The following is a 25096-nucleotide window of genomic DNA, read 5'->3' as shown; positions in this document are numbered from 1 at the left end:
GGAATTTAAATTCATGGTATCCATTGACTAAATTAACGCAGGGGCAGACACATCATGAGGTTACTTAAACCACTTGTTGCTATTCCAAAGCGCTGTTTAGTCATGCTAATACGCGGCTATCAAAAATGGATAAGCCCACTATTAGGCCCGCATTGTCGTTTTAATCCAACTTGCTCTAGTTACGCTATTCAAGCAATTAATTTGCATGGAAGTGTAAAAGGCAGTTGGTTAGCTGTTAAACGCATATTAAAATGCCACCCTTTACATGCTGGTGGGGATGATCCCGTACCGGCAAAAAATCATATTAACCACCAACACGAGAAATAAGAGCTGTTATGGAATCGCAACGCACGTTTTTATTAATCGGCTTGATGCTTGTGTCGTTTTTATTATTTCAAGAATGGAATAACGACTACAACGCACCAAAGGCTGATCCAAGTGCCACAACACAAACACTAGGCGCAACAACACCAGAATCTGATGACTTTATTCCTGCATCATCTGACGGTGAAGTTCCAGCTGTAACGACAGCAAAGCGCTCAGTTATCGATGTAACAACTGACGTATTCACTGTTAAAATTGACACCCAAGGTGGTGACATTATTGAAGCAGACCTACTTCAGTACGAAGAGGTAAAAGGCGGTGAAACACCTTTCATGCTACTTGGTGAGTTTGACGGTAACCAATACTTCTCGCAAAGTGGCTTAATTGGTTTAAATGGCCCAGAGACAACCCTGAAAGGCCGTCCTGTTTATAAAACCACACAAAAAGCATTCACTTTAACGGGTGATGAGCTACGTGTACCACTTGAGTTTACTGACAGTAAAGGTGTGACCTTTACTAAAACTTATATCTTCAAAAAAGGCGACTACGCTGTAGATTTAGAGTACACAGTAAACAACGTAACAGCTGATCCAATTCAAGTTCAGTTATACACGCAAGTAAAACGCACAGTACAAGAAAAAGGTAGCTTAGTAGATCAAAACTACTTAGGTGCAGCATTTGGTACTGAAGAAGAGCCATACGAAAAGTACAGCTTCTCAGACATGGCTGATAAAAACCTTAACATCACTACAGCTGGTGGCTACATTGCATTTATCCAACACTACTTTGTAAGTGCGTGGGTACCAAAGCAAGACCAACAAAATACCCTTTACAGCAAATTAGTTGCTGGTAATGCGGCAATTATTGGTACTAAAGGTGAAGCAGTTAACGTACAAGCTGGTACGCAAGCAACACTTAGCTCAACTTATTACATGGGCCCGAAAGAGTCTGACGTACTAGAAGCAATCCACCCAGACTTAGACCTAACTGTAGACTACGGTTGGTTATGGTTTATTTCACAACCATTATTCGTACTACTTAAGTGGTTACACAGCATCCTAGGTAACTGGGGTCTAGCTATCATTGCAATCACGGTTATCGTTAAAACGGCAATGTACCCGCTTACTAAAGCACAATACACGTCAATGGCGAAGATGCGTGCCTTACAACCTAAAATGGCTGCACTAAAAGAGAAGTATGGTGATGACCGTCAAAAATTCGGTCAAGCTATGATGGAAATGTACCGCAAAGAAAAAGTGAACCCTATGGGTGGCTGTTTCCCGCTGTTACTACAAATGCCAATCTTCTTAGCGTTATTCTACGTATTCTTAGAATCAACTGAGCTACGTCATGCTGAATTCGTTTTATGGTTAAATGATTTATCAGCAATGGACCCATACTACGTATTACCGGTTTTATTTGGTTTAAGTATGTTCATCACTCAAAAGCTGCAACCTATGACGGTTACTGACCCTATGCAGCAAAAAATGATGACCTTTATGCCAGTAGTATTCTCTATTTTCTTCTTATGGTTCCCATCTGGCCTAGTACTTTACTGGTTAGTATCGAACCTTATCTCAATCGCTCAGATGCTAATCATCTACCGCGGTATGGAGAAAAAAGGTATTAAGGTAAGAGGCTAAACTCTTAACCCAAGAAAAAAGGCGCTAACTGCGCCTTTTTTAATACCTGAAAATAGCTAACCGAGAATAGGAGAATAAACCTGATTGGGCACACTGCGTTCAGTAAAGCTCAAACTTGTTGTTAGTAGTGAAGCAACTACCAAGCCGATTGCAACCACCCCAGATAAACCAAGCCACTTTACAGCCGTTGATTTACGCTTAACCCTAAGCCAACTCATATAGATGCCAGCAGCGCTTACAAAGCTCATCAATGCACCAAATAGCCCCCAAATAAGCTTGGTACCAATGCCTGCAAAGTTACCAAAGTGCAGCGGATCAGCGGTGTCTTTAATTCGTGGAAGCAGGTTTAGTTCTTCCCCTTTTTGTATGCCAAGAACTTCACCGGAGCTTGGTTTTAAATAAACCCGGTTAGCACGCAGGCGCAGTAAAATATCATCGTTATAACCACGCACTTCAATAGGCTGATCCGCTTTATTAGGATAACGAATATAGCGAATATCAAGGCTAGGAAATGCCTGTTTAGCGGCTTCATAAGCTGTAGCTAAACTAATTGGCGATAGACCCTTGCGAGGGCTTTGTTTCTTAAACTCACTCACAGCTGGTGGACTAGAGACATAGTGAGGTACCTTCGCGGTTTGCAGCCCATGTTCTACCAGATACCAAACCCCTGTGATAGCCATCACAGCAATAAACCATAAACTCCAAAGCCCAAACAGCTTATGCCAATCAGACCAACTACTACGTATATCAATACTAAGCGCAGCAGGCTTTTTCATAAAGCCTTGCCACCAGCGTCGATATACATAAAAACTCGAGACCAATAAAATAACGAGTAACACACTCAAACTGGTGACGATTAGTTTACCCGTCCAGCCCATCGACAAGTTCATATGCCAGTTACGTAAAAACCGCGATATTCGCGCCCACTCTCCTTCACCGAGTAAGCGACCCGTTGCAGCATCTAAATAAACAAAGCGAAATGAATCACCGACTTTAAGAGCCACTTCGGTGGCAAGGTAATCTTGCTTATGACGTTGGATATAAAGTAACTGAGCTTGCGGATAATGCTGATTAAGGGTGTTTTCGAGAGCTGGGTAGTTAGTAGAGGCAGAAGAAGTTAATGCACGGTACTTAGCGTCTGTTAAGTACTCGAGTTCATGACTTAACGTAGCGAGTGTTCCCGATACGCAGGTAACAAAAAGCAGGACTCCAACAAAGAGTCCTGCCCAAGAATGTAAGTTAAACCAACTTTTAGCGTTCACACGCCACCATTAAAAGCTGTATTTAGCACTTAAATAAACACGACGTGGTTCACCAGGAAAGTGCCCTGTTCGTTCGATAAAGCCACTGCTTGCGTATTCTTTATCAAATAGGTTCTTAACTGATAGCTGCCATTGCCAGTTATCAACGGTTGTTTGCCACGCCATGTTGTAAACAGTGTAAGGTTTAACACGTTGACCGCCTAAACTAAGCTGTTCATCAACATAATCTAAGCCTGCAGAAATAGATGACGATAAGCTAGGTAGCTCATAGCGTGTCCATATACCTAGAGTATTTTGCGGCGCGTTAGCAAATTTATCGCTATCAGGAATTTGATTGGTAATACTGTCGTTTGCTTCAGTAATACGGGTATCATTATAAGCGTAGCTTGCAGTCACTACCCAGCTATCAGTGATATCGCCAACCACTTCAAGTTCAAAGCCCTTACTTTGTACTTCACCAACAGCAACTAAGTCATCAACCCCGTCACCTGCAACATCACCTAATAAGCTAGGCTGCAGGATGTTTTCGCGGACAATATCGTACACAGCCATATTAACAGCAAGTGTGTCTGCTAATAGCTTAGTTCTTAAACCTAACTCGTTAATACGGCTAGTCTCCGGCGAGAACGGACCGCCCTTTGCTGTTTCTTGATTACTCGCACTTTGCGGCACAAAGCCAGTGCCATGTAGCGCATAAGGGAAGAACATGTTGTTAATGTTATAGCTGGTACCAATACGGTAAGTTAAGTCGCTATCAGAAAACTCGGTTTGATTTAACAGATCTTTATCTTCAAAACGATCATACCTTAAGCCAGCTGTCACACTCCAATTAGCGGTGATATCTAGCTGATCTTGCAAGTAGGCACCAAAGCGGGTGCTATTCGTTTTCCCAAGCCGTGGGGTAATACTATCAAGGTCATAATCATCAGCAGAGGTTAAACCATATTCAGGGTTGTTAAGATCAAGTCCTGGTACTGGGCCACCTTTACTTTGTTGTGTAGCTGTACGGTAAACGCTTTCAAAATCATGTTCATACCAATCACTACCAAACAGCACTTGATGCTGCATATTAGCAAATGCAAACTCTGCAATCGCATTAGCTGTTAAGCTAAAGCCTTCGTTCTCACGTACTTGATCACGAAACTCGCGATGGCTCCAATCAACAATACCGTCGTCATCTGTATCAACGAGGCCTCTTGGTTCATGATAGTTTTGCACTTCTTTGTTATCAAAATAACGTGCTGTGACATCTGTGCGCCAAACATCATTAAACTCATGTTTTAAAGTTGCCTGATAGACATGGGCTTCAACATTTTGAAAGTCTGTCGCCTCGTTATGATTCCAGCTAATATCAGTTAGAAAATTACCGTTATCATCAGCAGGTACACCACGTAAACGTGCCCCACCCAACTCTTGCTCTATATAGGTATACTGAGTGGTTAATTCGGTTGCACTGTTGATAAGCCACGTATAACCAAGATCAACAATGGTATTATCGCTGCTAGTATTAGCACGGAATGGCTTTTCAGTATCACGGTAAAGACCAACACGGTAAGCATGATTATCAAGTGATTCACTCAATGTTCCAGTGCTTTCTAATGCACCACTGAAGAAGTCATCATTACCTACTTCAACTTCAATACTGTGTTCACTGGTGAATTTAGGCTTCTTAGTTACATAGTTAATAATACCACCCGGATTACCGCTACCGTATATAGCGCCAGCAGGTCCTTTTAAAACCGCAACTTGTTCAATATTAAATAATTGCGGCACAGCAAAGCCATTGAAAGGGTCGCCCTTTACACCATCATATAAAATCTCATCTTGGCGGAAACCACGGAATGTCACGCCTGAATAACTAAAGGCATTAACACCAGCAATATTGCTATAAAGATCGGTAATTTGGCGAGCAGCCTGATCGCTAATCAGCTCCTGCGGCAAAATTTGAATTGACTGAGGAATTTTCTCTAAAGGTGTATTGGTACGAGTAGCAAAGCTAGACTCGGTTGGGCGATATAAAGAGAACGCACGGCCAACAACTTCTATTTTTTCGAGTTCTTTTGAATCACTTTGATCCGAAGTAGTCACTTCAGTTTGAGCATGGGCAACGCCCGAAAAACCAGCAGCAAGTGCAATAAAAACAGCAGAAAGACGCATAATAAAAAACGATAAGATTTAGAATGCGCAACATGTTAATGAATATAGTTATCATTTTCAATGAGTGTTTATTATTAATTAAAGCTAAATAAAGTATTACTTACATCAGACTTTTGCTACCTCATTACTCAAACAGCTATTCGCATGAAATTAAGCCATAGGTTACAATAGAGCCAGCATTCATTCTTTTATTGGCATTATTTCATCGCATGATTAATCAAGACACAATTGCAGCACAAGCGACCGCACCAGGACGTGGTGGGGTTGGTATTATTCGCGTCTCTGGTAGCTTAGCTAAAACAGTGGCAGAACAGATTATTGGCCGTTGTCCTAAAACGCGTTACGCAGACTATGTACCATTTAAAAGCTTGAGCGGTGAACAGCTTGACCAAGGTATTGCTATTTACTTCCAAGGGCCAAATTCATTTACCGGCGAAGACGTACTAGAACTACAAGGTCACGGCGGCCCTGTCGTTTTAGATATGCTATTAAAAGAAATTAGCCAAATTGACGGTGTACGTTTAGCAAAACCAGGTGAGTTCTCTGAGCGCGCATTTATGAATGATAAGCTTGATTTAACTCAAGCAGAGGCAATTGCCGATTTAATTAATGCAACCAGTGAACAGGCAGCAAAAAGTGCCCTCCAATCACTGCAAGGTGAATTCTCTAAACATATTGAAACGCTGGTGGAGAAAGTCATTCACCTACGTATGTATGTTGAAGCTGCAATTGATTTTCCTGATGAAGAAATCGACTTTTTATCAGACGGTAAAGTATCCGCAGATCTCAATGCCATCATTGATCAATTAGAGAATGTAACTCAGCAAGCTAAACAAGGTAGCATCATGCGTGAAGGTATGCGTGTTGTTATTGCGGGTCGCCCTAACGCAGGTAAATCAAGCCTACTTAATGCGTTAGCTGGCCGTGATGCAGCCATCGTTACCGAAATAGCAGGTACAACACGTGACGTATTACGCGAACATATCCACATTGATGGTATGCCACTACATATTATTGATACCGCAGGCCTACGTGAAAGCCCAGATAAAGTAGAGCAAATTGGTATTGAACGCGCATGGGATGAAATTAACCAAGCCGATCGCGTACTATTTATGTTAGACGGCACAGACACATCAGCCACTGATCCTCATGATATTTGGCCAGAGTTTATGGCCAAATTACCAGAGGGTATGGGTGTTACTGTGATCCGAAATAAAGCCGATATTTCCGGTGAAAATGTCGGTATGGATGAACATGATCAATATCCGGTGATCCGTTTGAGTGCTAAAAATGCAGAGGGTATAGAGTTAGTTCGTACTCACTTAAAGGCATGTATAGGTTTCCAAGGCGCCACAGAAGGTGGATTTATGGCACGCCGTCGTCACTTAGATGCACTTGATCATGCTGCCTATCATTTAAACACAGGCAAAGAGCAATTAGAGATGCATGTTGCTGGTGAGATCTTGGCTGAAGAATTACGCCTAACTCAACAGTTCTTAAATGAGATAACGGGTGAATTTACCTCTGATGACTTGCTAGGGAAAATCTTTAGTTCGTTCTGTATCGGTAAATAAATTCCGGTCATCAATATTATAAAAAAGAGTCGCAAGACTCTTTTTTTGTTTTTAGTCCAGTAATCAATTATCGGTTCAGGCCCGAAACCAGCCAGTAATAAACCTCATATCAATTAGTCTAGCGATGTCATTAAACGGAGGACATCATGGACAAATATCAACTCTTTCACCAATTACACCACCAGCATGGGGGCTTTGTACTCGCTAATGCATGGGATCTTAGTTCAGCACAATTCATCCAAGCTGCGGGAGCTAAAGCCGTAGCAACAACCAGCTGGGGAATTGCGGCAAGTTTAGGGTTAGCTGATGGTGAAAACATCTCTTTTCAAACTCAGTTAGCGCTGGTTAAAAGCTTAACTGAACACCTTCATATTCCACTCTCTGTGGATATAGAGTCAGGCTACAGTAACGATCCGCTGCAAATTAGCGAAAACATTTTAGCGTTAGCAAGGTTAGGAGTTGTAGGCATCAACATAGAGGACTCAGATAAAGACACTAACGCACTGAGATCTACCGAACAGCAATGCACTATTATTCGTGAGATAAAAAAAGCACTTAACGAAAATGGCTTCGGTGGTTTATTTATAAACGCCAGAACCGATACCTACTTTGTTAGTGACTCCCCTTTTCAAGCAACATTAAAGCGAGCGAAAGCGTATCAAGATGCAGGTGCAGACGGTCTGTTTGTGCCCGGCTTAACTAACATAGAGCACATAACCAGCTTAGCTAACACAATAGATATGCCATTAAATGTGATGGCAATGAGCAATTTTAACTCAGCAAAAGCCGCTTTCGCTGGTGGTGCAAAACGGTTTTCATTGGGTAATTCGCTCTATGATCTAGTCGGTAATACGATAAAAACCAGTTTAACTCAGATCGAAAACTAACTTAGCGAGCTAAAAAATCAGATCAAAACAGCTTTTAAGATCGAATTTAGCTAAAAATGTTATCCACATTTGGGGCTTTTTTAGATCTAAAGGCTGATTTGATCATAAAAAAACGCGAAAATTTGAATTTATTTTCATACAACAGCCCTTTTTGATAACTAATTTTCTTAAAAACAGCCTTTATTAGCGCTTATTTAAGTTTTTTTCGATCTATTTTATTGATCGCAAATTGCAAACCGATCGTTATCAACAAGCGATCTATCCACAAAACGATCATACTCACTATTTTTATCAGATCTGAAAATTTAAGCGCTTACACACAATTAAAGATCAACAACTTAGCAAAGTTATACAGTTTCCAATATTTAGCTTGATCAGAACTTTCCCCAAATTTATCAACAGCTTGATCAAAGGGTTTGATTTATGAATAAAAATAAAAAACCATTAAAAACAGTAGATTATAAAAAGCATTGAATTAAAGCTGTCATTTTAAGCAGAAAAACTTATTCAGATCGTAATTCAACGCTTTACTCACACCCTAACTTAGTTATCATGTGGCCACTTATTTCTATACATGATCAATCACATGCAATCAGTAAATATCATCGTTGGCAGCCAAATGGGATCTGCAGAATACGTGGCAGAGCAACTAGCAGAAGCCCTTGAACAACAAGGGATCCAAGTGCAGCTTCATGAACAGCCTGTATTTGATGATATTGATCAGCAAGATACTATTTGGTTGTTATGTACTTCTACATACGGCGCTGGAGACTACCCAGAGAACCTACTGCCATTTGTTGAATCTATTAACCAACAGGCTGATCTTAAAGGATTAAACTACAGTGTGATCGGATTAGGTGACACTAGTTACGACACCTATAACTATGCAGGCCGTAATCTAGATGAGTTATTAGCTAATAAAGGCGCAAACCGCGTGGCAGAACGCTTAGAGCTCAATATTCTTGATGAAGCATTGCCAGAAGACACGGCATTAGCCTGGTTACCAAGCTGGATCGAATCAGCAGGGCTCAATTAAGCCGATCGGTGTTGATCGTTGTTATAAAAGTTACCCACAATTTACTGATAATTTAGATCAGATTGTGGATAAACACTGATCTAACTGCGATTTTAACCTAGTTTATCCCTTGGATAAGATCCAATCGATATTGACCTGTGTATAAATAGCCCTTTTGATCAAAGCTTTTACGCGGGAAGATCCGATCATATTAACACCTTTAGATCTGCGTTAAGATCATGTTTTAAATGGTAAAGCGAACATTATCAACAGATCTAGCTGTTACTAGTAGTAAGAGTAATAAAAGATCTCTTTAAAAGATCCTTTATATTATTAGAGATCACCCACTTAGATCTTGAGCACTGTTTAATCATTTATCTTCTCTAAATTTCTAGGTAGAATACGCTCCCTTTACAAAGTTTTGCTGGTCGATTAAGTAGGATCCCATAAATGATTTTTCACGAACGTTTTGATGTTATTGTTGTAGGTGGTGGACATGCAGGTACTGAAGCTGCATTAGCATCTGCTCGCATGGGCATGAATACCCTATTGCTAACTCATAATATGGATACCCTTGGTCAAATGTCTTGTAATCCGGCAATTGGCGGTATTGGTAAAGGCCATTTAGTTAAAGAGATCGATGCTCTTGGTGGTGCAATGGCTCAGGCTATTGATAAAGGCGGTATTCAATTTCGTACTTTAAACTCATCTAAAGGTCCTGCAGTACGTGCTACACGTGCACAAGCTGACCGTGCTTTGTATAAAGCAGCTATTCAACATACTTTACAACATCAAGAAAACTTAAAGATCTTCCAACAATCATGTGACGATCTAATCGTTGAAGGTGATCGAGTAATCGGTGTTGTAACGCAAATGGGTCTTCGTTTTAGCGCGCCTTCTGTGGTTCTTACCGTAGGTACTTTCTTAGGTGGTCAGATCCATATTGGTTTAGAGAACTTCAAAGGCGGTCGTGCCGGTGATCCACCTTCTATTGCACTTGCTGAGCGTTTACGTGAATTACCTTTCCGTGTTGATCGCTTAAAAACAGGCACGCCTCCTCGTATTGATGCGCGTACTGTTGATTTTAGCAAGATGCAAGAACAGCCAGGTGATACCCCAACGCCTGTATTCTCATTTATGGGTAAACAATCGGATCACCCACAGCAGATCCCGTGTTACATCACTTATACAAATGAAAAAACACATGATGTGATCCGCAATAACTTACATCGCTCACCTATGTATTCAGGTGTAATTGAAGGTATTGGTCCACGTTACTGCCCTTCAATCGAAGATAAGATCGTACGTTTTGCTGATAAAGACAAACATCAAATCTTTGTTGAGCCTGAAGGTTTAACATCATACGAATTATATCCAAATGGTATTTCAACTAGCTTACCGTTTGATGTACAGCTTGAAATTGTGCAATCAATCACTGGTTTTGAAAATGCACACATTTGTCGTCCTGGTTATGCGATTGAGTATGACTTCTTTGATCCGCGCGACTTAAAGCAATCATTAGAAACTAAGTTTATTAATGGTTTATTCTTCGCAGGCCAAATCAATGGTACAACCGGTTACGAAGAAGCCGGCGCGCAAGGTTTAATTGCGGGTATGAACGCCGCATTACAAGTACAAGGCAAAGAGTCTTGGACACCTCGTCGTGATGAAGCATACACAGGTGTACTCATTGACGATTTAGCAACATTAGGTACTAAAGAACCATACCGTATGTTTACTAGCCGTGCTGAATACCGTTTATTACTTCGTGAAGATAATGCCGACATTCGTTTAACTGAAAAAGGCCGTGAACTTGGCTTAGTTGACGATGCTCGTTGGGCTGCATTTAACGAAAAAATGGAAATCATCGAAAAAGAAACGCAACGTTTAAAAGAAACATGGATCCACAAAGATCACGTTGCTGTTGATCAAGTAAATGCGTTATTAAAAACACCACTGACTCGTGAAGCGAGCCTTGAAGATCTGATCCGCCGCCCTGAAATTCGTTATAACGACTTAATGGCAATCGATGGTTTAGGTTCTGAGTTTGATAACCAAGCTGCACTTGAGCAAGTTGAGATCCATACTAAGTACGCAGGCTATATTGCTCGTCAGCAAGATGAGATCAATAAGCAGCTACGTCATGAACAAACTGTATTACCAAAAGACTTTGATTATTCAACTGTTTCTGGTTTATCAAATGAGGTTATCGCAAAGCTTACTGATAGTCGTCCAGATACAATTGGCCAAGCGTCACGTATTTCAGGTATCACCCCTGCTGCTATTTCGCTATTATTAGTCTATCTGAAAAAGCAAGGCTTACTGCGCAAGACTGCGTAGTTGGTGAGGAATACAGTGTTACAACAACAATTAACTTCGCTGTTAGCGCAAACTGATATTGCGCTAACAGAAAAACAGCAACAACAACTTGTGCAATATGTTGAATTATTAGACAAGTGGAACAAAGCGTATAACTTAACCTCTGTTCGTTTACCTGAAGAAATGATGGTTAAACATATTATGGATAGCTTAGTTGTTGCACCACACCTTAAAGGCAAACATTACATTGATGTAGGTACGGGTCCTGGTTTACCGGGTATCGTATTAGCCATCGCTTTATCTGATACACAATTTGTATTGTTAGATAGTTTAGGTAAACGCGTGCGCTTTTTGATGCAGGTAAAACATGCACTTGGCCTTGAAAATGTAACCCCAGTGCAGTCTAGAGTTGAAGAATATCAACCAAGTGTTAAATTAGATGGTGTATTAAGTCGTGCATTCGCCTCTTTACAAGATATGGTTGACTGGTGTGCGCACTTGATTGATCATTCAGGTAAATTTATCGCCTTAAAAGGCGTATTTCCGAGCGAAGAACTAGACTCATTACCTAAAGGTATTAAGTTTGATGAAAAAATCAGCTTGGAAGTACCTGAGTTAGATGCGCAAAGACATCTAATCATTCTATCTAAAGACTAGGGATCAGAGCACTGTGGCAAAAGTCATCGCATTAGCAAACCAAAAAGGTGGTGTTGGTAAAACGACCACCGCTGTGAACCTCGCGGCATCGATGGCCGCGACGAAGCGTAAAGTGTTATTAATCGATCTTGATCCGCAAGGAAACGCTACCATGGGTAGTGGTGTCGATAAATACGGTGATGTTGCGACTATTTACGATTTATTGATTGAAGAAACACCAATCGATGAAGTGATCAATAAAGAAACCTCAGGTGAGTATCACTTAATTGCTGCTAATGGCGATGTGACTGCCGCTGAAGTTAAACTAATGGAATTGTTTGCTCGTGAAGTGCGTTTACGTAATGCGCTTGAACAAATTCAAGACCAATACGATTTCATTTTTATCGACTGCCCGCCTTCACTTAACATGCTTACTGTTAATGCAATGGCTGCCGCAGATTCGATTTTAGTTCCGATGCAATGTGAGTATTATGCCCTTGAAGGTTTAACGGCATTAATGGATACCATTACGCAGCTATCTAAGCTAGTAAATCCAGCGTTAACAATTGAAGGGATTTTGCGCACCATGTATGATCCGCGCAATCGCCTTGCAAATGATGTATCAGAACAACTCAAACAACATTTTGGCGATAAAGTATATCGTACCGTTATCCCACGTAATGTCCGTTTAGCAGAAGCGCCGAGTTTTGGTGCCCCTGCCATGTATTATGACCGTGCATCAAGTGGTGCTAAAGCTTACTTAGCCCTAGCCGGCGAAATGTTACGTAGAAAAGAGAAAACATCTTCAGCAGTAGCCTAACTTCGAGGTAAAAAAATAACATGTCTGCTAAAAAACGCGGTTTAGGCCGAGGACTCGACGCTTTATTAAGTTCATCAAAACCTGCCCCAAGTGCAAATAATCAGCAACAAGCGACAGCAACACCAGAGCAAGTCTCTGAAGTAGTTGCAGAGCAAAGCAAAGGTGAGCTGCAAAAATTAGCGATTGAGTTTTTACAATCGGGTAAATATCAACCGCGTAAAGACATGTCTGAAGAAGCGCTAGAAGAGTTAGCCAGCTCAATTCGTGCTCAAGGCATCATTCAGCCAATTGTTGTGCGCCAAATTGGTGCAGACAAATATGAAATTATTGCTGGTGAACGTCGTTGGCGTGCTGCTCAACTTGCAAAATTAGATGCTGTTCCATGTATCATCAAAGATGTACCAGATGAAGCAGCCGTTGCGATCGCATTGATTGAAAATATCCAACGTGAAGACCTAAACGCGATGGAAGAAGCGATTGCATTGAATCGTTTACTTAACGAATTTGAACTCACTCATCAACAAGTCGCCGAAGCAGTTGGTAAATCGCGTACGACTGTGACTAATTTACTACGTCTAAATAACCTTAACGAAGATGTTAAAATCTTGTTAGAACATGGCGACATCGAAATGGGTCATGCACGTTGTTTATTGGCACTTGAAGGCGAAGCGCAGTCAGATGCTGCTAGATTAGCGGTTGCTAAAGCGTTGACTGTTCGTGAAACTGAGAAATTAGTTCGCTCTATTTTAGAACCAGCTCCGAAAAAAGAAGTACAAGAAAAAGATCCGGATGTCAAACAGTTAGAACAAAAACTTGCTGAAAATTTAGGCGCCAAAGTAGAAATAAACTACAATAAAAAAGGCAAAGGCAAACTGGTTATCTCTTATACAACTCTTGATGAGTTGGATGGCATTTTAAGCCGTATAAATTAAGACTATTCCCGTCATTAATTAATAACATGTCCAAAAAGAGACATTTGTGGTGTTTTTGCACTACAAAGGGTCGACTCAAGTTGCAAAACTGGTAGGAATCAGTATAATTTCGCCAGTTTTCATACCCTGACAATTTAACGTTCTAAAGGTTAACAAAACGTGACTAATAGGTTAGCAAGGCCGTATAGGCTTGCCGCATTTAAATTAATTTGTCTTCAGGGTATCGTAGCATTAATCGCTGCAGTAATTGTTTTTATAGGTTGGGGAGTCAATGCCGGCCAGTCAGCGCTTGCTGGCGGAGCTGTTGCACTACTCCCTAATTTTGTATTTGCTGTCTATGCATTCCGTTATATGGGTGCAAGTCGAGTAAATCAAGTGTATGCCTCGCTAAAGCGCGGCAACGGATTAAAATTTATGCTAACAATCGTTTTGTTTGCACTGATACTGAAGTCTTACACGGTCGTTTTATTACCGTTTTTCTGTGTTTATGTATTGGTGTTATTTAGCGGATTGTTTGCGCCCGTTTTTTTTAATCATTAACTTTTGGGATATAACATGGCTGCAGAAGAAGTAACTCTATCAAGCCATATTCAGCACCACTTAACTAACGCTAAGATGTGCTCGACCGACGCTGGTCTTGCCTTCAACAAAGCGTGTGCAGACAGTGGTTTCTGGACATGGAATATAGATACCCTCGCATGGTCAATCGGTCTAGGTCTTGTATTTTTATGGATCTTCCGTAGTGCCGCTAAGAAAGCAAATACCGGTGTACCTGGTAAATTTCAGTGTTTCATTGAAATGATCGTTGAGTTCGTTGGCGACAACGTACGTGACACATACCACGGTAAAAGCGCATTAATCGCTCCATTAGCTCTAACGATTTTCGTTTGGGTGTTCTTAATGAACTTAATGGACTTGATTCCGGTTGATTTCCTACCTGCATTCGCTGGCTTCGTTGGCGAGCAAGCATTTGGTATGGATTCTCACGATGTTTACATGAAGATTGTACCTACAACAGACATCAACATGACTGCTGCACTTGCTATTGGTGTATTCATTCTGATGATCGGTTACGCAATCAAAATCAAAGGGATTGGCGGATTCTTAGCTGAATTAACCCTTCACCCGTTTAGCTCTAATAACAAGCTAGCGATGGTGTTCTTAATCCCATGTAACTTATTACTAGAAACAATCGCTTTAGTTGCTAAGCCGTTCTCGTTAGCACTGCGTTTATTCGGTAACTTATATGCTGGTGAGTTGATTTTCATCTTGATCGGCGCAGTTGGTTTAATGCAACTACCGTTGCACTTTATTTGGGCTGTATTCCACATCTTAGTAATCGTACTGCAAGCATTCGTATTCATGATGCTTACAATCGTATACCTAAGCATGGCAAGCTCAGATAATCACTAATTTTTTACACTTTTAAATTTTAACTTTAATTTACAATTGAAACTTTGGAGAAAAAAATGGAACTAATGATTGGTCTTAAGTACATCGCTGTTGCTCTACTTATCGGCTTCGGTGCAATCGGTACTGCTATCGGCTTCGGTAACATGGGTGGTAAATTCCTAGAAGCTTGTGCACGTCAACCTGAACTTGCACCTTCATTACAAGTTAAGATGTTCATCCTTGCTGGTCTAATCGATGCCGTAGCTATGATCGGTGTTGGTATCGCAATGGTATTGTTGTTCGTACTTTAATATTATTTTTTGAACAGCTTACTATTTTAAGGAGGAGCGGTCGTGAACTTAACAGCCACTCTTATCGGTGAATTAATTGCATTTACGGTTTTCGTACTTTTCTGTATGAAATACGTATGGCCACCACTAAATGGTGCAATTGAAGCTCGCCAGAAGAAAATCGAAGATGGTTTAGCTGCCTCTGATAGAGCCGAAAAAGACTTAGAACTTGCGCAAAAGAAAGCTGCTGAGCAGCTTAAAGAGGCAAAAGCTCAAGCGGCTGATATCATTGAACAAGCTAAAAAGCGTGCCACGCTAATCGTTGACGAAGAAACTGTTCGTGGTCAACAAGAGCGTGAAAAAATTATTGCTCAAGGGCACTCTGAAATCGAAGCAGAGCGTAACCGTGTAACAGAAGAACTACGTAAACAAGTAGCGACGCTGGCAGTGGTTGGTGCTGAGAAGATTTTAGAGCGCGAAATCAATCAAGCCGCACACAGTGACATCGTTGAAAAACTTGTCGCTGAGCTGTAATTAGGAGGGTATGAGCATGTCTGAATTGGCTACTATCGCTCGCCCATACGCTAAAGCGGCTTTTGAACTTGCCGTTGAAAAAGGCACTGTTGAAAGTTGGAACGACATGCTGTTCTTTGCTGGCCAAGTTGCCAGCAACGAGCAAGCCGCTGCCGCGCTAGCTGGATTGCCTACTGCTACTGAACAAGCAGATCTGTTTATCAAGATCTGTGCAGAGCAGCTCAACGAACAAGGTCAGAACCTAATCAAGGTGATGGCTGAAAATGGACGTTTAGTTGCACTGCCTGCTGTTGCTGAGTTATTCGCTGAATTTAAAGCGGACTACGACAAAGAAATCGACGTTGACGTGATTTCTGCAACACCGCTTGCTGCTGAGCAGCAAGCAACATTGGTAGCGGCACTTGAAAAACGTTTCGCACGCAAAGTTAAGCTGAATTGTAGTGAAGATACTACAGTTGTTGGCGGTCTTATCATTAAGGCGGGTGACACTGTAATCGACGGCTCAGTACGTGGCAAATTAGCCCGCTTAGCTACATCACTACAATCGTAATTGGGAAAAAGAGCATGCAACTTAATTCCACTGAAATTTCAGATCTGATCAAACAACGTATTGAGCAGTTCGAAGTTGTAAGTGAAGCTCGTAACGAAGGTACTATCGTATCTGTTACTGACGGTATCATCCGCATCCACGGTCTTGCTGACTGTATGCAAGGTGAGATGATCGAGCTTCCTGGCAACCGTTATGCTATCGCACTAAACCTTGAGCGTGACTCAGTAGGTGCTGTAGTAATGGGTCCTTACGCTGACCTTAAAGAAGGCGTAAAAGTTAAATCAACTGGTCGTATCCTAGAGGTTCCTGTTGGTCGTGGTCTACTTGGTCGTGTTGTTAACACACTAGGTGCACCTATCGACGGTAAAGGCGCTTTAGATAACGACGGTTTTGAACCTGTTGAGAAAATCGCACCAGGCGTTATCGAACGTCAATCAGTAGATGAGCCAGTACAAACTGGTTATAAATCTATCGATGCGATGATCCCAGTAGGTCGTGGTCAACGTGAGCTTGTGATCGGTGACCGCCAAACTGGTAAAACTGCATTAGCAATCGATGCTATCATCAACCAAAAAGGTACAGGCGTTAAGTGTGTGTACGTTGCAGTTGGTCAAAAAGCATCTACTATCGCTAACGTAGTACGTAAATTAGAAGAGCACGGTGCATTAGAAAACACAATCGTTGTTGTTGCATCTGCTTCTGAATCTGCGGCACTTCAGTACCTAGCACCATTCTCTGGTTGTACTATGGGTGAATACTTCCGTGACCGTGGTGAAGACGCGCTAATCGTATATGATGATTTATCTAAGCAAGCTGTTGCTTACCGTCAAATCTCATTACTACTTAAGCGTCCACCAGGCCGTGAAGCATACCCAGGTGACGTATTCTACCTTCACTCACGTCTTCTAGAGCGTGCATCACGTGTAAACGCTGATTACGTTGAGAAGTTCACTAATGGTGAAGTGAAAGGTAAAACAGGTTCATTGACGGCATTGCCAATCATTGAAACTCAAGGCGGCGACGTTTCTGCGTTCGTACCGACAAACGTTATCTCTATCACCGATGGTCAGATCTTCTTAGAAACTGACTTATTCAACTCAGGTATCCGTCCAGCTGTTAACGCTGGTATCTCGGTATCTCGTGTTGGTGGTGCAGCGCAAACTAAAATCGTTAAGAAACTAGGTGGTGGTATCCGTCTAGCGTTAGCTCAGTACCGTGAATTAGCTGCGTTCTCGCAGTTCGCGTCTGACCTTGACGATGCAACACGTGCTCAATTAGAGCATGGTGAACGCGTAACAGAGCTAATGAAGCAGAAACAGTACGCACCAATGTCTGTTGCTGAAATGTCTCTGTCGCTATTTGCTGCTGAAAAAGGCTACCTAAAAGACATCGAAATCGCGAAAATCATGGATTTCGAAGCTGGCCTAATTTCTTATGCAAACAGCACATACGCAGAGCTAATGGCTCAAATCAATGAAACTGGTAACTACAACGCTGAGATTGAAGCTCAACTTAAAGAACTTCTAGAGAAGTTCAAGTCGACGCAAACTTGGTAATTTAGTTATGAATGGTGAGCTTTAGGCAACTAAAGCCCACCTGATTCGGAGAGAGAGTCATGGCCAGCGGAAAAGAGATTAAAAGCAAGATCGGGAGTATCAAGAATACTCAAAAGATCACCAGCGCAATGGAAATGGTTGCTGCGTCTAAAATGAAAAAAGCGCAGGAACGTGTGGCGTCAAGCCGTCCATACGCTGAAAACTTACGCCAAGTGATTGGTCGTGTTGCTCAAGCAAATCTTGATTTTACTCACCCTTTCTTAGAAGAGCGTGAAGTAAAACGAGTTGGTTATATTGTTATCTCTACTGACCGTGGTCTATGTGGTGGCTTGAACTCAAACGAGTTCAAAAAAGTTGCCCTAGATGTTAAAGCGTGGAAAGAAAAAGGCGTTGAAGCTGAATTTACTACTTTAGGTAGCAAAGCAGCTGGCTTTTTCCAACGTTTTGGCGGTAAGTTAGTCGCTAAAAAAGCGAACTTAGGAGATACACCTTCACTACAAGACGTTATTGGTCCTGTAAAGACAATGCTAGATGCATACTCTGAAGGTAAAATTGACCGCTTATACGTAGTATTCAACAAGTTCGTTAATACTATGAAGCAAGAGCCAACAATCGATCAGTTACTCCCTTTGCCAAAAGCTGAAGAAGAAGTATCTCAACATTCTTGGGATTACTTATATGAGCCAAACCCAGAAGCGATTTTAGAAGCTCTGTTAGTACGCTTTATTGAGTCTCAAGTATACCAAGGTGTAGTTGAGAACGCTGCCTCTGAACAGGCTGCCCGTATGGTTGCAATGAAAGCTGCAACTGATAACGCTGGCGACCTTATGGATGAGTTACAGCTTGTTTATAACAAGGCTCGTCAAGCTGCAATCACACAAGAAATTAGTGAGATTGTTGGCGGTTCGGCAGCAGTTTAACGCTTCGGCAAAGTTTAATGAGAGGAATAGACATGAGTTTAGGTAAGGTCGTCCAAATTATCGGCGCCGTTGTGGATATCGAATTTCCACAAGACAACGTGCCAGCCGTATATGACGCACTAAAAGTAACAGATGGCGACTTAGCTGGTTTAACTTTAGAAGTTCAACAACAGCTAGGTGGCGGTGTGGTACGTGGTATCGCACTTGGTACTACTGACGGTTTACGTCGTGGTACTGCAGTAGAAGGTACAGGTCAGCCAATCCACGTTCCAGTAGGTACGAAGACACTAGGTCGTATCATGGACGTATTAGGTAACCCTATTGATGAAGCTGGTCCAATTGGTGAAGAAGAGCGTATGTCTATTCACCGTGCAGCACCTTCTTATGAAGAACAATCAAGTTCAGTAGAACTTTTAGAGACTGGTATCAAGGTAATCGACCTTGTATGTCCATTCGCTAAAGGTGGTAAAGTTGGTCTATTCGGTGGTGCCGGTGTTGGTAAAACCGTAAACATGATGGAACTTATCCGTAACATCGCAATCGAGCACAGCGGTTACTCAGTATTCGCAGGTGTTGGTGAGCGTACTCGTGAGGGTAATGACTTCTACCATGAGATGAACGACTCAAACGTACTAGATAAAGTATCTCTAGTATACGGTCAAATGAATGAGCCACCGGGTAACCGTTTACGCGTAGCGTTAACTGGTCTTACTATGGCTGAGAAGTTCCGTGACGAAGGTCGTGACGTACTTTTCTTCGTTGATAACATCTACCGTTATACTCTAGCGGGTACAGAGGTATCAGCACTTCTAGGTCGTATGCCTTCAGCAGTAGGTTACCAACCAACTCTTGCTGAAGAAATGGGTGTACTTCAAGAGCGTATCGCATCTACTAAGACGGGTTCAATCACTTCAATCCAAGCGGTATACGTACCTGCGGATGACTTAACTGACCCATCTCCAGCAACAACGTTTGCTCACTTAGATGCAACAGTAGTACTTTCTCGTGATATCGCTTCACTTGGTATCTACCCTGCGGTAGACCCACTTGATTCATCTTCACGTCAACTTGACCCACTAGTAATCGGTCAAGAGCACTACGATACAGCGCGTGGCGTTCAAACAGTTCTTCAACGTTATAAAGAACTTAAAGACATCATCGCAATCCTAGGTATGGACGAGCTTTCTGACGAAGATAAGCAAGTTGTATCTCGTGCACGTAAAATCCAGCGTTTCCTATCTCAGCCGTTCTTCGTTGCTGAAGTATTCACAGGCGCGCCTGGTAAATACGTGTCACTTAAAGACACAATTGCTGGCTTCAAAGGTATCTTAAACGGTGAGTTTGATGATATGCCAGAGCAAGCGTTCTACATGGTTGGCTCTATTGAAGAAGCTCAAGAAAAAGCCAAAAGCATGTAATTAGGAGGGTAGTATGGCGGCTATGACTGTACATCTTGACGTAGTAAGCGCAGAAGAGAGCTTGTTCTCTGGTCTGGTTGAATCGATTCAAGTGAGTGGTAGTGAAGGTGACCTTGGTGTTAACTATGGTCACGCTCCATTATTAACTGCCCTAAAACCTGGTATGGTACGTTTAGTTAAGCAATTTGGTCACGAAGACGTGATGTATATTGCTGGCGGCACGCTAGAAGTTCAACCGGATCGCATCACGATTCTTGCAGATACTGCAGTACGTGGTGAAGACCTAGACGAGCAAGCGGCTGAAAAAGCTAAACGTGATGCTGAAGAGCAAATGGCGAATACGTCAACTGCTGAGTTAGATTATCAACAAGCTGCAGTGCAACTTGCTGAAGCAATCGCTCAACTTCGCGTAATTCAACAATTACGTAAAAAGTAAGCCTACTCGGTTTTCGAAAAGCCCACTTAACGTGGGCTTTTTTGTGCCTAAAATTCACCGTTTAGCACCCTACTTTATATTTATACTTATATCCTTCATCAAAGCTCGCTACAATAGTGTAAATTATTAGTGAATAGCTGTTTCATTCAAGGTTCAGTCCAATGCATTAGGATTGCGTATTTACACATGATGTGACTTACACAACTTTGTATGTTTCCCAGAACTCACAAAATATTGCACACCTAAAACAAAGAAAGAAGGATATTGTTTTAATGTCTCTGACTACCGTTATTCTTGCTGCGGGTAAAGGCACCCGTATGCGCTCTGCTCTACCTAAGGTATTACACAAAGTTGCTGGTAAACCTATGGTTCAGCACGTTATCGATAATGCCACTGCCCTTGGTGCTCGTGAAACAAATCTTGTTTACGGTCATGGCCGTGATCAGCTTCAAGAAGCCCTATCGCACAACCAAGTAAACTGGGTATTACAAGAAGAACAACTCGGTACGGGTCATGCTGTTGCTGTTGCTAAAGAACACATTGCCGATGATGACACCGTATTAATTCTCTATGGTGATGTGCCACTAACAAAACGCACGACCTTAGAAAAGCTACTTGCTGCGACTCCAGAAAAAGGCTTAGCAGTATTAACGGTTACCTTAGATGACCCATCAGGTTATGGCCGAATGATCCGTGAAAATGGCAAGCTAGTCGGTATTGTTGAACAAAAAGACGCTTCACCTGAGCAACTTGCGATTAAAGAAATCAATACCGGTATTATGGCTGCTAATGGTGCGCTACTTAAACGTTGGTTAGGTAACCTATCTAACAACAACGCCCAAGGTGAATATTACTTAACAGATATTGTAGCTATGGCACACAGTGAAGGGGTTGAAATTACCTCTGCACAGCCTGAGCATCCGATGGAAGTTGAAGGTGCTAATAATCGCGTACAACTTTCAGCGCTTGAACGTGCATACCAAGCATGGCAAGCAGAAGAGCTAATGCTAAACGGCGCAACACTTGCTGATCCTGCTCGTATTGATGTACGTGGTGAAGTAACGACTGGCGAAGACGTACTGATCGACGTTAATGTTATTTTCGAAGGTAAAGTAACGCTTGGTAATAACGTACAAATTGGCCCAAATTGCGTACTTAAAGATTGTACTATCGGCGATAACGTTGTTATTAAAGCTAACTCACTTGTTGAAGAAGCCAGCGTTGCTGCTAAATGCACTTTAGGCCCATATGCCCGCCTTCGCCCTGGTGCGATTATGGAAGAAGACTCGCACATTGGTAACTTCGTTGAGATGAAAAAGACTCGCTTAGGCAAAGGCTCAAAAGCAAACCACCTAACCTACTTAGGCGACACTGAAGTTGGCGAAAAAGTTAATATTGGCGCAGGGACTATTACTTGTAACTATGATGGCGTAAATAAATCAAAAACCATTATTGGAGATAACGCCTTTATCGGTTCTAATTCATCACTGGTGGCCCCTGTTAATATTGGCTCAATGGCAACGATTGGCGCAGGCTCTGTTATCACTAATACTGTTGAAGATGATCAGCTTGCAGTCGCTCGTGGTAAACAACGTAACCTTACTGGTTGGAAGCGCCCAACTAAAAAGTAATGAGCTACCCTACTAATTTATAAATAAAAAGCGAGTTTATACTCGCTTTTTTTATGACTAAATTTTGTTCTCATAAAAGTGCCATATAGTTGTAATGCCTGCGTGTTGTAATTGCCTCAATACAACTCCAAGGAAAAATAATAATGTTAAAAAGATCAATTATTGCGCTATCACTTTTAACCATTCTTTCTGGCTGCTCATTAGACGGTGACGACGGCAAAGACGGCCTACAAGGTGAGCAAGGTCCTGCAGGTCAAAATGGTACTAATGGAACTGATGGGGTAAATGGCACCGATGGTGCAAACGGAACTGACGGAGCAAATGGTACAGATGCAAACGCTGCTTTAACTATAAATCTTATCGGCCGTGCAGTGCTGAACGCAGAAAGCCCTGAAGGTGCTGCGGAAATTGTTGCTTACCAAGCATCTAAACAACGAATATTTGCTATCAATAGTTCCGGTGATTCTGCGGTCGTTAATATCATGAAAGCCGATAGCTTTGACCGTGCAGCTTTAGTTAAAGATAACGAAGGGGTTATAAACGGCACTAATTTAAGCTCAGAGATTACCCTTGCACTTAATGAGCACAGTGTGGGTGATGCAAACAGTATCGCGATTGATGCTAATAATGAACTTTTAGCCGTTGCAATGGCAGCTAGTAATACCGGTGATGCAGGTTTAATCGCATTTTATGATATTAGTGGCGACGAGCCTCAGTTTATTAAAAATGTCACTGTAGGCGCCCTGCCCGACATGGTTACTTTTAGCCATGATGGCAATAAAGTACTGGTTGCAAATGAAGGTGAACCTAATGGTGACTATAGCATTGACCCTGAAGGCTCTATCAGCATTATTAATATTAATGATGGTGTAATTGCAGATACTGCTATTAGCATTACTTTTTCGGCTTATAACGACAAACAAGCAGAGCTTGAAGAACTTGGGATTGTATTTGCTAACCCGACAGGTCGAACAATCAACGGTAACTTGATTAATACAACCGTAGCAATGGATTTAGAACCTGAATACATCAGCGTTTCGAAAGACAATAAGTTTGCCTACGTCTCACTACAAGAAAATAACGCCCTTGCTATCGTCAACCTTGAAGATAATAGCCTAGAGCTTAAAGGATTAGGTTTTAAAGATTGGTCCAATTTACTTTTTGATGCATCTGATAAAGACGGTGGCGTTAACTTTAAATCGTACCCTGGTCTCTATGGCATGTATCAACCAGATACGATTTCAAGCTTTACTTGGAAAGGTGCTAACTTTATTGTCACAGCGAACGAAGGTGATGCACGAGAATACTTCTTTGATACAACCGACGAAGCTGATTGTTTAGCAAAAGGTGGTCTAGATTACGATGAAGATGATGGTTGTTTATCATATATAGATGAAACTAGAGCTAAAGACTTAACACTGGCAAGCAATTTTGACTACCTGAACAATGACAACAGTGATATTGGCCGTTTAAAAGTAACCACTGTTAAAGGTGATGAAGATAATAATGGCGAATATGAATCACTCTATGCATATGGTGCTCGCTCTTTTACCATCTGGGATAGTAACGGCATGGTGGTTTTTGACTCGGGCGATCAAATCTCACGTATTACTGCATCAGTTCACGGAGCAGCATTCAATAATAACGAAGATGAAAATGAAGGTGATAGTCGCTCTGATGACAAAGGTGCAGAACCAGAAGCGTTAACACTGGGTACTATTGGCGAACGTACATTTGCATTTATTGGTTTAGAGCGTATGGGTGGCATTATGGTGTTTGATATTACTAATCCATACAATGTGACATTCCAAGATTACTTTTTTAATCGTGGCCTAGAAGCTGATGCAGATATAACAGGTGATCTTGCTCCTGAAGGTATGGCATTTATACCTGCAGAACAAAGTGCAACGAATGAAGCATTGCTAGTTGTTGGTAATGAAATTTCGGGTTCAATCGCTGTTTGGGAAATTTCTACTAACTAATCCGCCTTATAAAAATAAAAAGCGACATAGCTAATTTAATGTATGTCGCTTTTTCTATGCCATTTTATCCTCACAAAAATGACTGCTTTTTGAGCTAAAACCCCTCTGTAACCCTTTATTTGTATGGTTATTGCACTAATTTGAAAATATTCAAAAAAACCTTCAAAAAGTGCTTGCGTTAATTCTTCGTATCCCTATAATGCGCATCCACTGACACGGCGGGCAGCAATGAAAAAGGCTGAACAAAGTGACAGAGAGTTAAGTAAAACTTCGGTTTAAAACGGTCTAAAAAGAAAGTTTAAAATTAAGTGTTGACTCGAAAAATTAAGGATGTATTATACGCATCCCTAGCGACAACGTCGCAACGTTCTTTAACAATATAAAGCAATCATCTGTGTGGGCACTCGTACAGATTGAGTTCTAACAGCGAAGCTTAGTTTACTAAGTAACGCAAACAAATTTAGAGTCTCAAATGTAACTGAGTGACTTCATAGTCAATTCGATATCGAAAGATATCAAAATCAGAATTCATTGAGCATGGTTTGAAGTTTACTTCAAACAAAAAACTTTTAATTGAAGAGTTTGATCATGGCTCAGATTGAACGCTGGCGGCAGGCCTAACACATGCAAGTCGAGCGGTAACAGAGAGTAGCTTGCTACTCTGCTGACGAGCGGCGGACGGGTGAGTAATGCTTGGGAATATGCCTTATGGTGGGGGACAACAGTTGGAAACGACTGCTAATACCGCATGATGTCTACGGACCAAAGTGGGGGACCTTCGGGCCTCACGCCATAAGATTAGCCCAAGTGGGATTAGC

22 protein-coding genes and 1 rRNA gene are annotated in these 25096 nt (G+C 41.7%); 21 read left to right on the top strand and 2 right to left on the bottom strand.

Annotated elements, in window-relative coordinates:
- Positions 1–54 precede the first annotated feature (54 nt).
- The gene (gene yidD, locus IMPJCBKJ_RS08305; RefSeq protein ID WP_054563758.1) at positions 55–327 is read left to right on the top strand and encodes a membrane protein insertion efficiency factor YidD; all 273 of its coding nucleotides are present in this window, start codon (positions 55–57) and stop codon (positions 325–327) included.
- Positions 328–335: 8 nt separating this feature from the next.
- Positions 336–1967 (top strand): membrane protein insertase YidC, encoded by a 1632-nt coding sequence (yidC, locus tag IMPJCBKJ_RS08300; RefSeq protein ID WP_166339769.1) that lies wholly within the window; start codon positions 336–338, stop codon positions 1965–1967.
- Between the two features lie 56 nt (positions 1968–2023).
- Here yidC and IMPJCBKJ_RS08295 read toward each other — a convergent pair whose 3' ends face one another.
- Positions 2024–3229 carry a PepSY-associated TM helix domain-containing protein gene (locus tag IMPJCBKJ_RS08295; RefSeq protein WP_166339767.1) on the bottom strand — a complete coding sequence of 402 codons (1206 nt, stop codon included), beginning with the start codon at positions 3227–3229 and terminating at the stop codon, positions 2024–2026.
- 9 nt (positions 3230–3238) lie between these two features.
- Positions 3239–5386, bottom strand: coding sequence for a TonB-dependent siderophore receptor (locus IMPJCBKJ_RS08290; protein WP_166339765.1), 2148 nt, complete (start codon positions 5384–5386; stop codon positions 3239–3241).
- Positions 5387–5595: 209 nt separating this feature from the next.
- On the opposite strand from IMPJCBKJ_RS08290, the gene mnmE reads away from it, so the two are divergent.
- The 19 genes from mnmE to IMPJCBKJ_RS08195 all read left to right on the top strand — a co-directional run.
- Positions 5596–6960, top strand: a complete 1365-nt coding sequence (gene mnmE / locus IMPJCBKJ_RS08285; protein ID WP_166339763.1) for a tRNA uridine-5-carboxymethylaminomethyl(34) synthesis GTPase MnmE — start codon at positions 5596–5598, stop codon at positions 6958–6960.
- 146 nt (positions 6961–7106) lie between these two features.
- Positions 7107–7847 carry an isocitrate lyase/phosphoenolpyruvate mutase family protein gene (locus tag IMPJCBKJ_RS08280; RefSeq protein WP_166339761.1) on the top strand — a complete coding sequence of 247 codons (741 nt, stop codon included), beginning with the start codon at positions 7107–7109 and terminating at the stop codon, positions 7845–7847.
- A gap of 586 nt (positions 7848–8433) precedes the next feature.
- A complete protein-coding gene (mioC, locus tag IMPJCBKJ_RS08275) occupies positions 8434–8883 on the top strand; it encodes an FMN-binding protein MioC (protein ID WP_054554800.1) in 450 nt (149 codons plus the stop codon).
- 429 nt (positions 8884–9312) lie between these two features.
- Positions 9313–11202, top strand: a complete 1890-nt coding sequence (mnmG, locus tag IMPJCBKJ_RS08270) for a tRNA uridine-5-carboxymethylaminomethyl(34) synthesis enzyme MnmG (RefSeq protein WP_054554801.1) — start codon at positions 9313–9315, stop codon at positions 11200–11202.
- A gap of 15 nt (positions 11203–11217) precedes the next feature.
- Positions 11218–11838, top strand: a complete 621-nt coding sequence (gene rsmG / locus IMPJCBKJ_RS08265) for a 16S rRNA (guanine(527)-N(7))-methyltransferase RsmG (RefSeq protein WP_166339759.1) — start codon at positions 11218–11220, stop codon at positions 11836–11838.
- 13 nt (positions 11839–11851) lie between these two features.
- The gene (locus IMPJCBKJ_RS08260) at positions 11852–12637 is read left to right on the top strand and encodes a ParA family protein (RefSeq protein ID WP_054554803.1); all 786 of its coding nucleotides are present in this window, start codon (positions 11852–11854) and stop codon (positions 12635–12637) included.
- Positions 12638–12657: 20 nt separating this feature from the next.
- Positions 12658–13569, top strand: a complete 912-nt coding sequence (locus IMPJCBKJ_RS08255; RefSeq protein WP_054554804.1) for a ParB/RepB/Spo0J family partition protein — start codon at positions 12658–12660, stop codon at positions 13567–13569.
- 159 nt (positions 13570–13728) lie between these two features.
- Positions 13729–14109, top strand: coding sequence for an ATP synthase subunit I (locus IMPJCBKJ_RS08250; protein WP_054554805.1), 381 nt, complete (start codon positions 13729–13731; stop codon positions 14107–14109).
- 15 nt (positions 14110–14124) lie between these two features.
- Positions 14125–14982, top strand: coding sequence for a F0F1 ATP synthase subunit A (gene atpB / locus IMPJCBKJ_RS08245; RefSeq protein ID WP_054554806.1), 858 nt, complete (start codon positions 14125–14127; stop codon positions 14980–14982).
- A gap of 56 nt (positions 14983–15038) precedes the next feature.
- Positions 15039–15272 (top strand): F0F1 ATP synthase subunit C, encoded by a 234-nt coding sequence (gene atpE / locus IMPJCBKJ_RS08240; protein WP_010561330.1) that lies wholly within the window; start codon positions 15039–15041, stop codon positions 15270–15272.
- A gap of 42 nt (positions 15273–15314) precedes the next feature.
- A complete protein-coding gene (gene atpF, locus IMPJCBKJ_RS08235; RefSeq protein ID WP_054554807.1) occupies positions 15315–15785 on the top strand; it encodes a F0F1 ATP synthase subunit B in 471 nt (156 codons plus the stop codon).
- A gap of 16 nt (positions 15786–15801) precedes the next feature.
- A complete protein-coding gene (atpH, locus tag IMPJCBKJ_RS08230) occupies positions 15802–16335 on the top strand; it encodes a F0F1 ATP synthase subunit delta (protein WP_166339757.1) in 534 nt (177 codons plus the stop codon).
- Positions 16336–16349: 14 nt separating this feature from the next.
- Positions 16350–17891 carry a F0F1 ATP synthase subunit alpha gene (gene atpA, locus IMPJCBKJ_RS08225; protein ID WP_054554809.1) on the top strand — a complete coding sequence of 514 codons (1542 nt, stop codon included), beginning with the start codon at positions 16350–16352 and terminating at the stop codon, positions 17889–17891.
- Between the two features lie 59 nt (positions 17892–17950).
- Positions 17951–18811, top strand: coding sequence for a F0F1 ATP synthase subunit gamma (atpG, locus tag IMPJCBKJ_RS08220; protein WP_054554810.1), 861 nt, complete (start codon positions 17951–17953; stop codon positions 18809–18811).
- A gap of 32 nt (positions 18812–18843) precedes the next feature.
- A complete protein-coding gene (gene atpD, locus IMPJCBKJ_RS08215; protein ID WP_054554811.1) occupies positions 18844–20229 on the top strand; it encodes a F0F1 ATP synthase subunit beta in 1386 nt (461 codons plus the stop codon).
- Between the two features lie 13 nt (positions 20230–20242).
- Positions 20243–20665 carry a F0F1 ATP synthase subunit epsilon gene (locus tag IMPJCBKJ_RS08210; protein WP_054554812.1) on the top strand — a complete coding sequence of 141 codons (423 nt, stop codon included), beginning with the start codon at positions 20243–20245 and terminating at the stop codon, positions 20663–20665.
- 272 nt (positions 20666–20937) lie between these two features.
- On the top strand, positions 20938–22296 hold the full coding sequence (glmU, locus tag IMPJCBKJ_RS08205) for a bifunctional UDP-N-acetylglucosamine diphosphorylase/glucosamine-1-phosphate N-acetyltransferase GlmU (protein WP_166339755.1): 1359 nt from the start codon (positions 20938–20940) through the stop codon (positions 22294–22296).
- 143 nt (positions 22297–22439) lie between these two features.
- Positions 22440–24278, top strand: coding sequence for a choice-of-anchor I family protein (locus IMPJCBKJ_RS08200; protein ID WP_166339753.1), 1839 nt, complete (start codon positions 22440–22442; stop codon positions 24276–24278).
- 570 nt (positions 24279–24848) lie between these two features.
- A 16S ribosomal RNA gene (locus tag IMPJCBKJ_RS08195) occupies positions 24849–25096 on the top strand; the annotation flags it as partial.

The sequence above is a fragment of the Pseudoalteromonas sp. MB47 genome, from assembly GCF_011319765.1.
Taxonomy (GTDB): domain Bacteria; phylum Pseudomonadota; class Gammaproteobacteria; order Enterobacterales; family Alteromonadaceae; genus Pseudoalteromonas; species Pseudoalteromonas simplex.
Note: the sequence above shows the minus strand (reverse complement) of the source record. Positions and strands in the feature narration are given on the sequence as shown.

Excerpts from the sequence above, each read along its gene's own strand:
- glmU (WP_166339755.1), top strand. The coding sequence starts at position 20,938 with ATGTCTCTGACTACCGTTATTCTTGCTGCGGGTAAAGGCACCCGTATG.
- atpH (WP_166339757.1), top strand. The coding sequence starts at position 15,802 with ATGTCTGAATTGGCTACTATCGCTCGCCCATACGCTAAAGCGGCTTTT.
- IMPJCBKJ_RS08210 (WP_054554812.1), top strand. The coding sequence starts at position 20,243 with ATGGCGGCTATGACTGTACATCTTGACGTAGTAAGCGCAGAAGAGAGC.
- mnmG (WP_054554801.1), top strand. The coding sequence starts at position 9,313 with ATGATTTTTCACGAACGTTTTGATGTTATTGTTGTAGGTGGTGGACAT.
- mioC (WP_054554800.1), top strand. The coding sequence starts at position 8,434 with ATGCAATCAGTAAATATCATCGTTGGCAGCCAAATGGGATCTGCAGAA.
- IMPJCBKJ_RS08200 (WP_166339753.1), top strand. The coding sequence starts at position 22,440 with ATGTTAAAAAGATCAATTATTGCGCTATCACTTTTAACCATTCTTTCT.
- atpE (WP_010561330.1), top strand. The coding sequence starts at position 15,039 with ATGGAACTAATGATTGGTCTTAAGTACATCGCTGTTGCTCTACTTATC.
- yidD (WP_054563758.1), top strand. The coding sequence starts at position 55 with ATGAGGTTACTTAAACCACTTGTTGCTATTCCAAAGCGCTGTTTAGTC.
- IMPJCBKJ_RS08255 (WP_054554804.1), top strand. The coding sequence starts at position 12,658 with ATGTCTGCTAAAAAACGCGGTTTAGGCCGAGGACTCGACGCTTTATTA.
- IMPJCBKJ_RS08290 (WP_166339765.1), bottom strand. The coding sequence starts at position 5,386 with ATGCGTCTTTCTGCTGTTTTTATTGCACTTGCTGCTGGTTTTTCGGGC.
- atpA (WP_054554809.1), top strand. The coding sequence starts at position 16,350 with ATGCAACTTAATTCCACTGAAATTTCAGATCTGATCAAACAACGTATT.
- yidC (WP_166339769.1), top strand. The coding sequence starts at position 336 with ATGGAATCGCAACGCACGTTTTTATTAATCGGCTTGATGCTTGTGTCG.
- atpG (WP_054554810.1), top strand. The coding sequence starts at position 17,951 with ATGGCCAGCGGAAAAGAGATTAAAAGCAAGATCGGGAGTATCAAGAAT.
- atpB (WP_054554806.1), top strand. The coding sequence starts at position 14,125 with ATGGCTGCAGAAGAAGTAACTCTATCAAGCCATATTCAGCACCACTTA.
- IMPJCBKJ_RS08280 (WP_166339761.1), top strand. The coding sequence starts at position 7,107 with ATGGACAAATATCAACTCTTTCACCAATTACACCACCAGCATGGGGGC.
- mnmE (WP_166339763.1), top strand. The coding sequence starts at position 5,596 with ATGATTAATCAAGACACAATTGCAGCACAAGCGACCGCACCAGGACGT.
- atpD (WP_054554811.1), top strand. The coding sequence starts at position 18,844 with ATGAGTTTAGGTAAGGTCGTCCAAATTATCGGCGCCGTTGTGGATATC.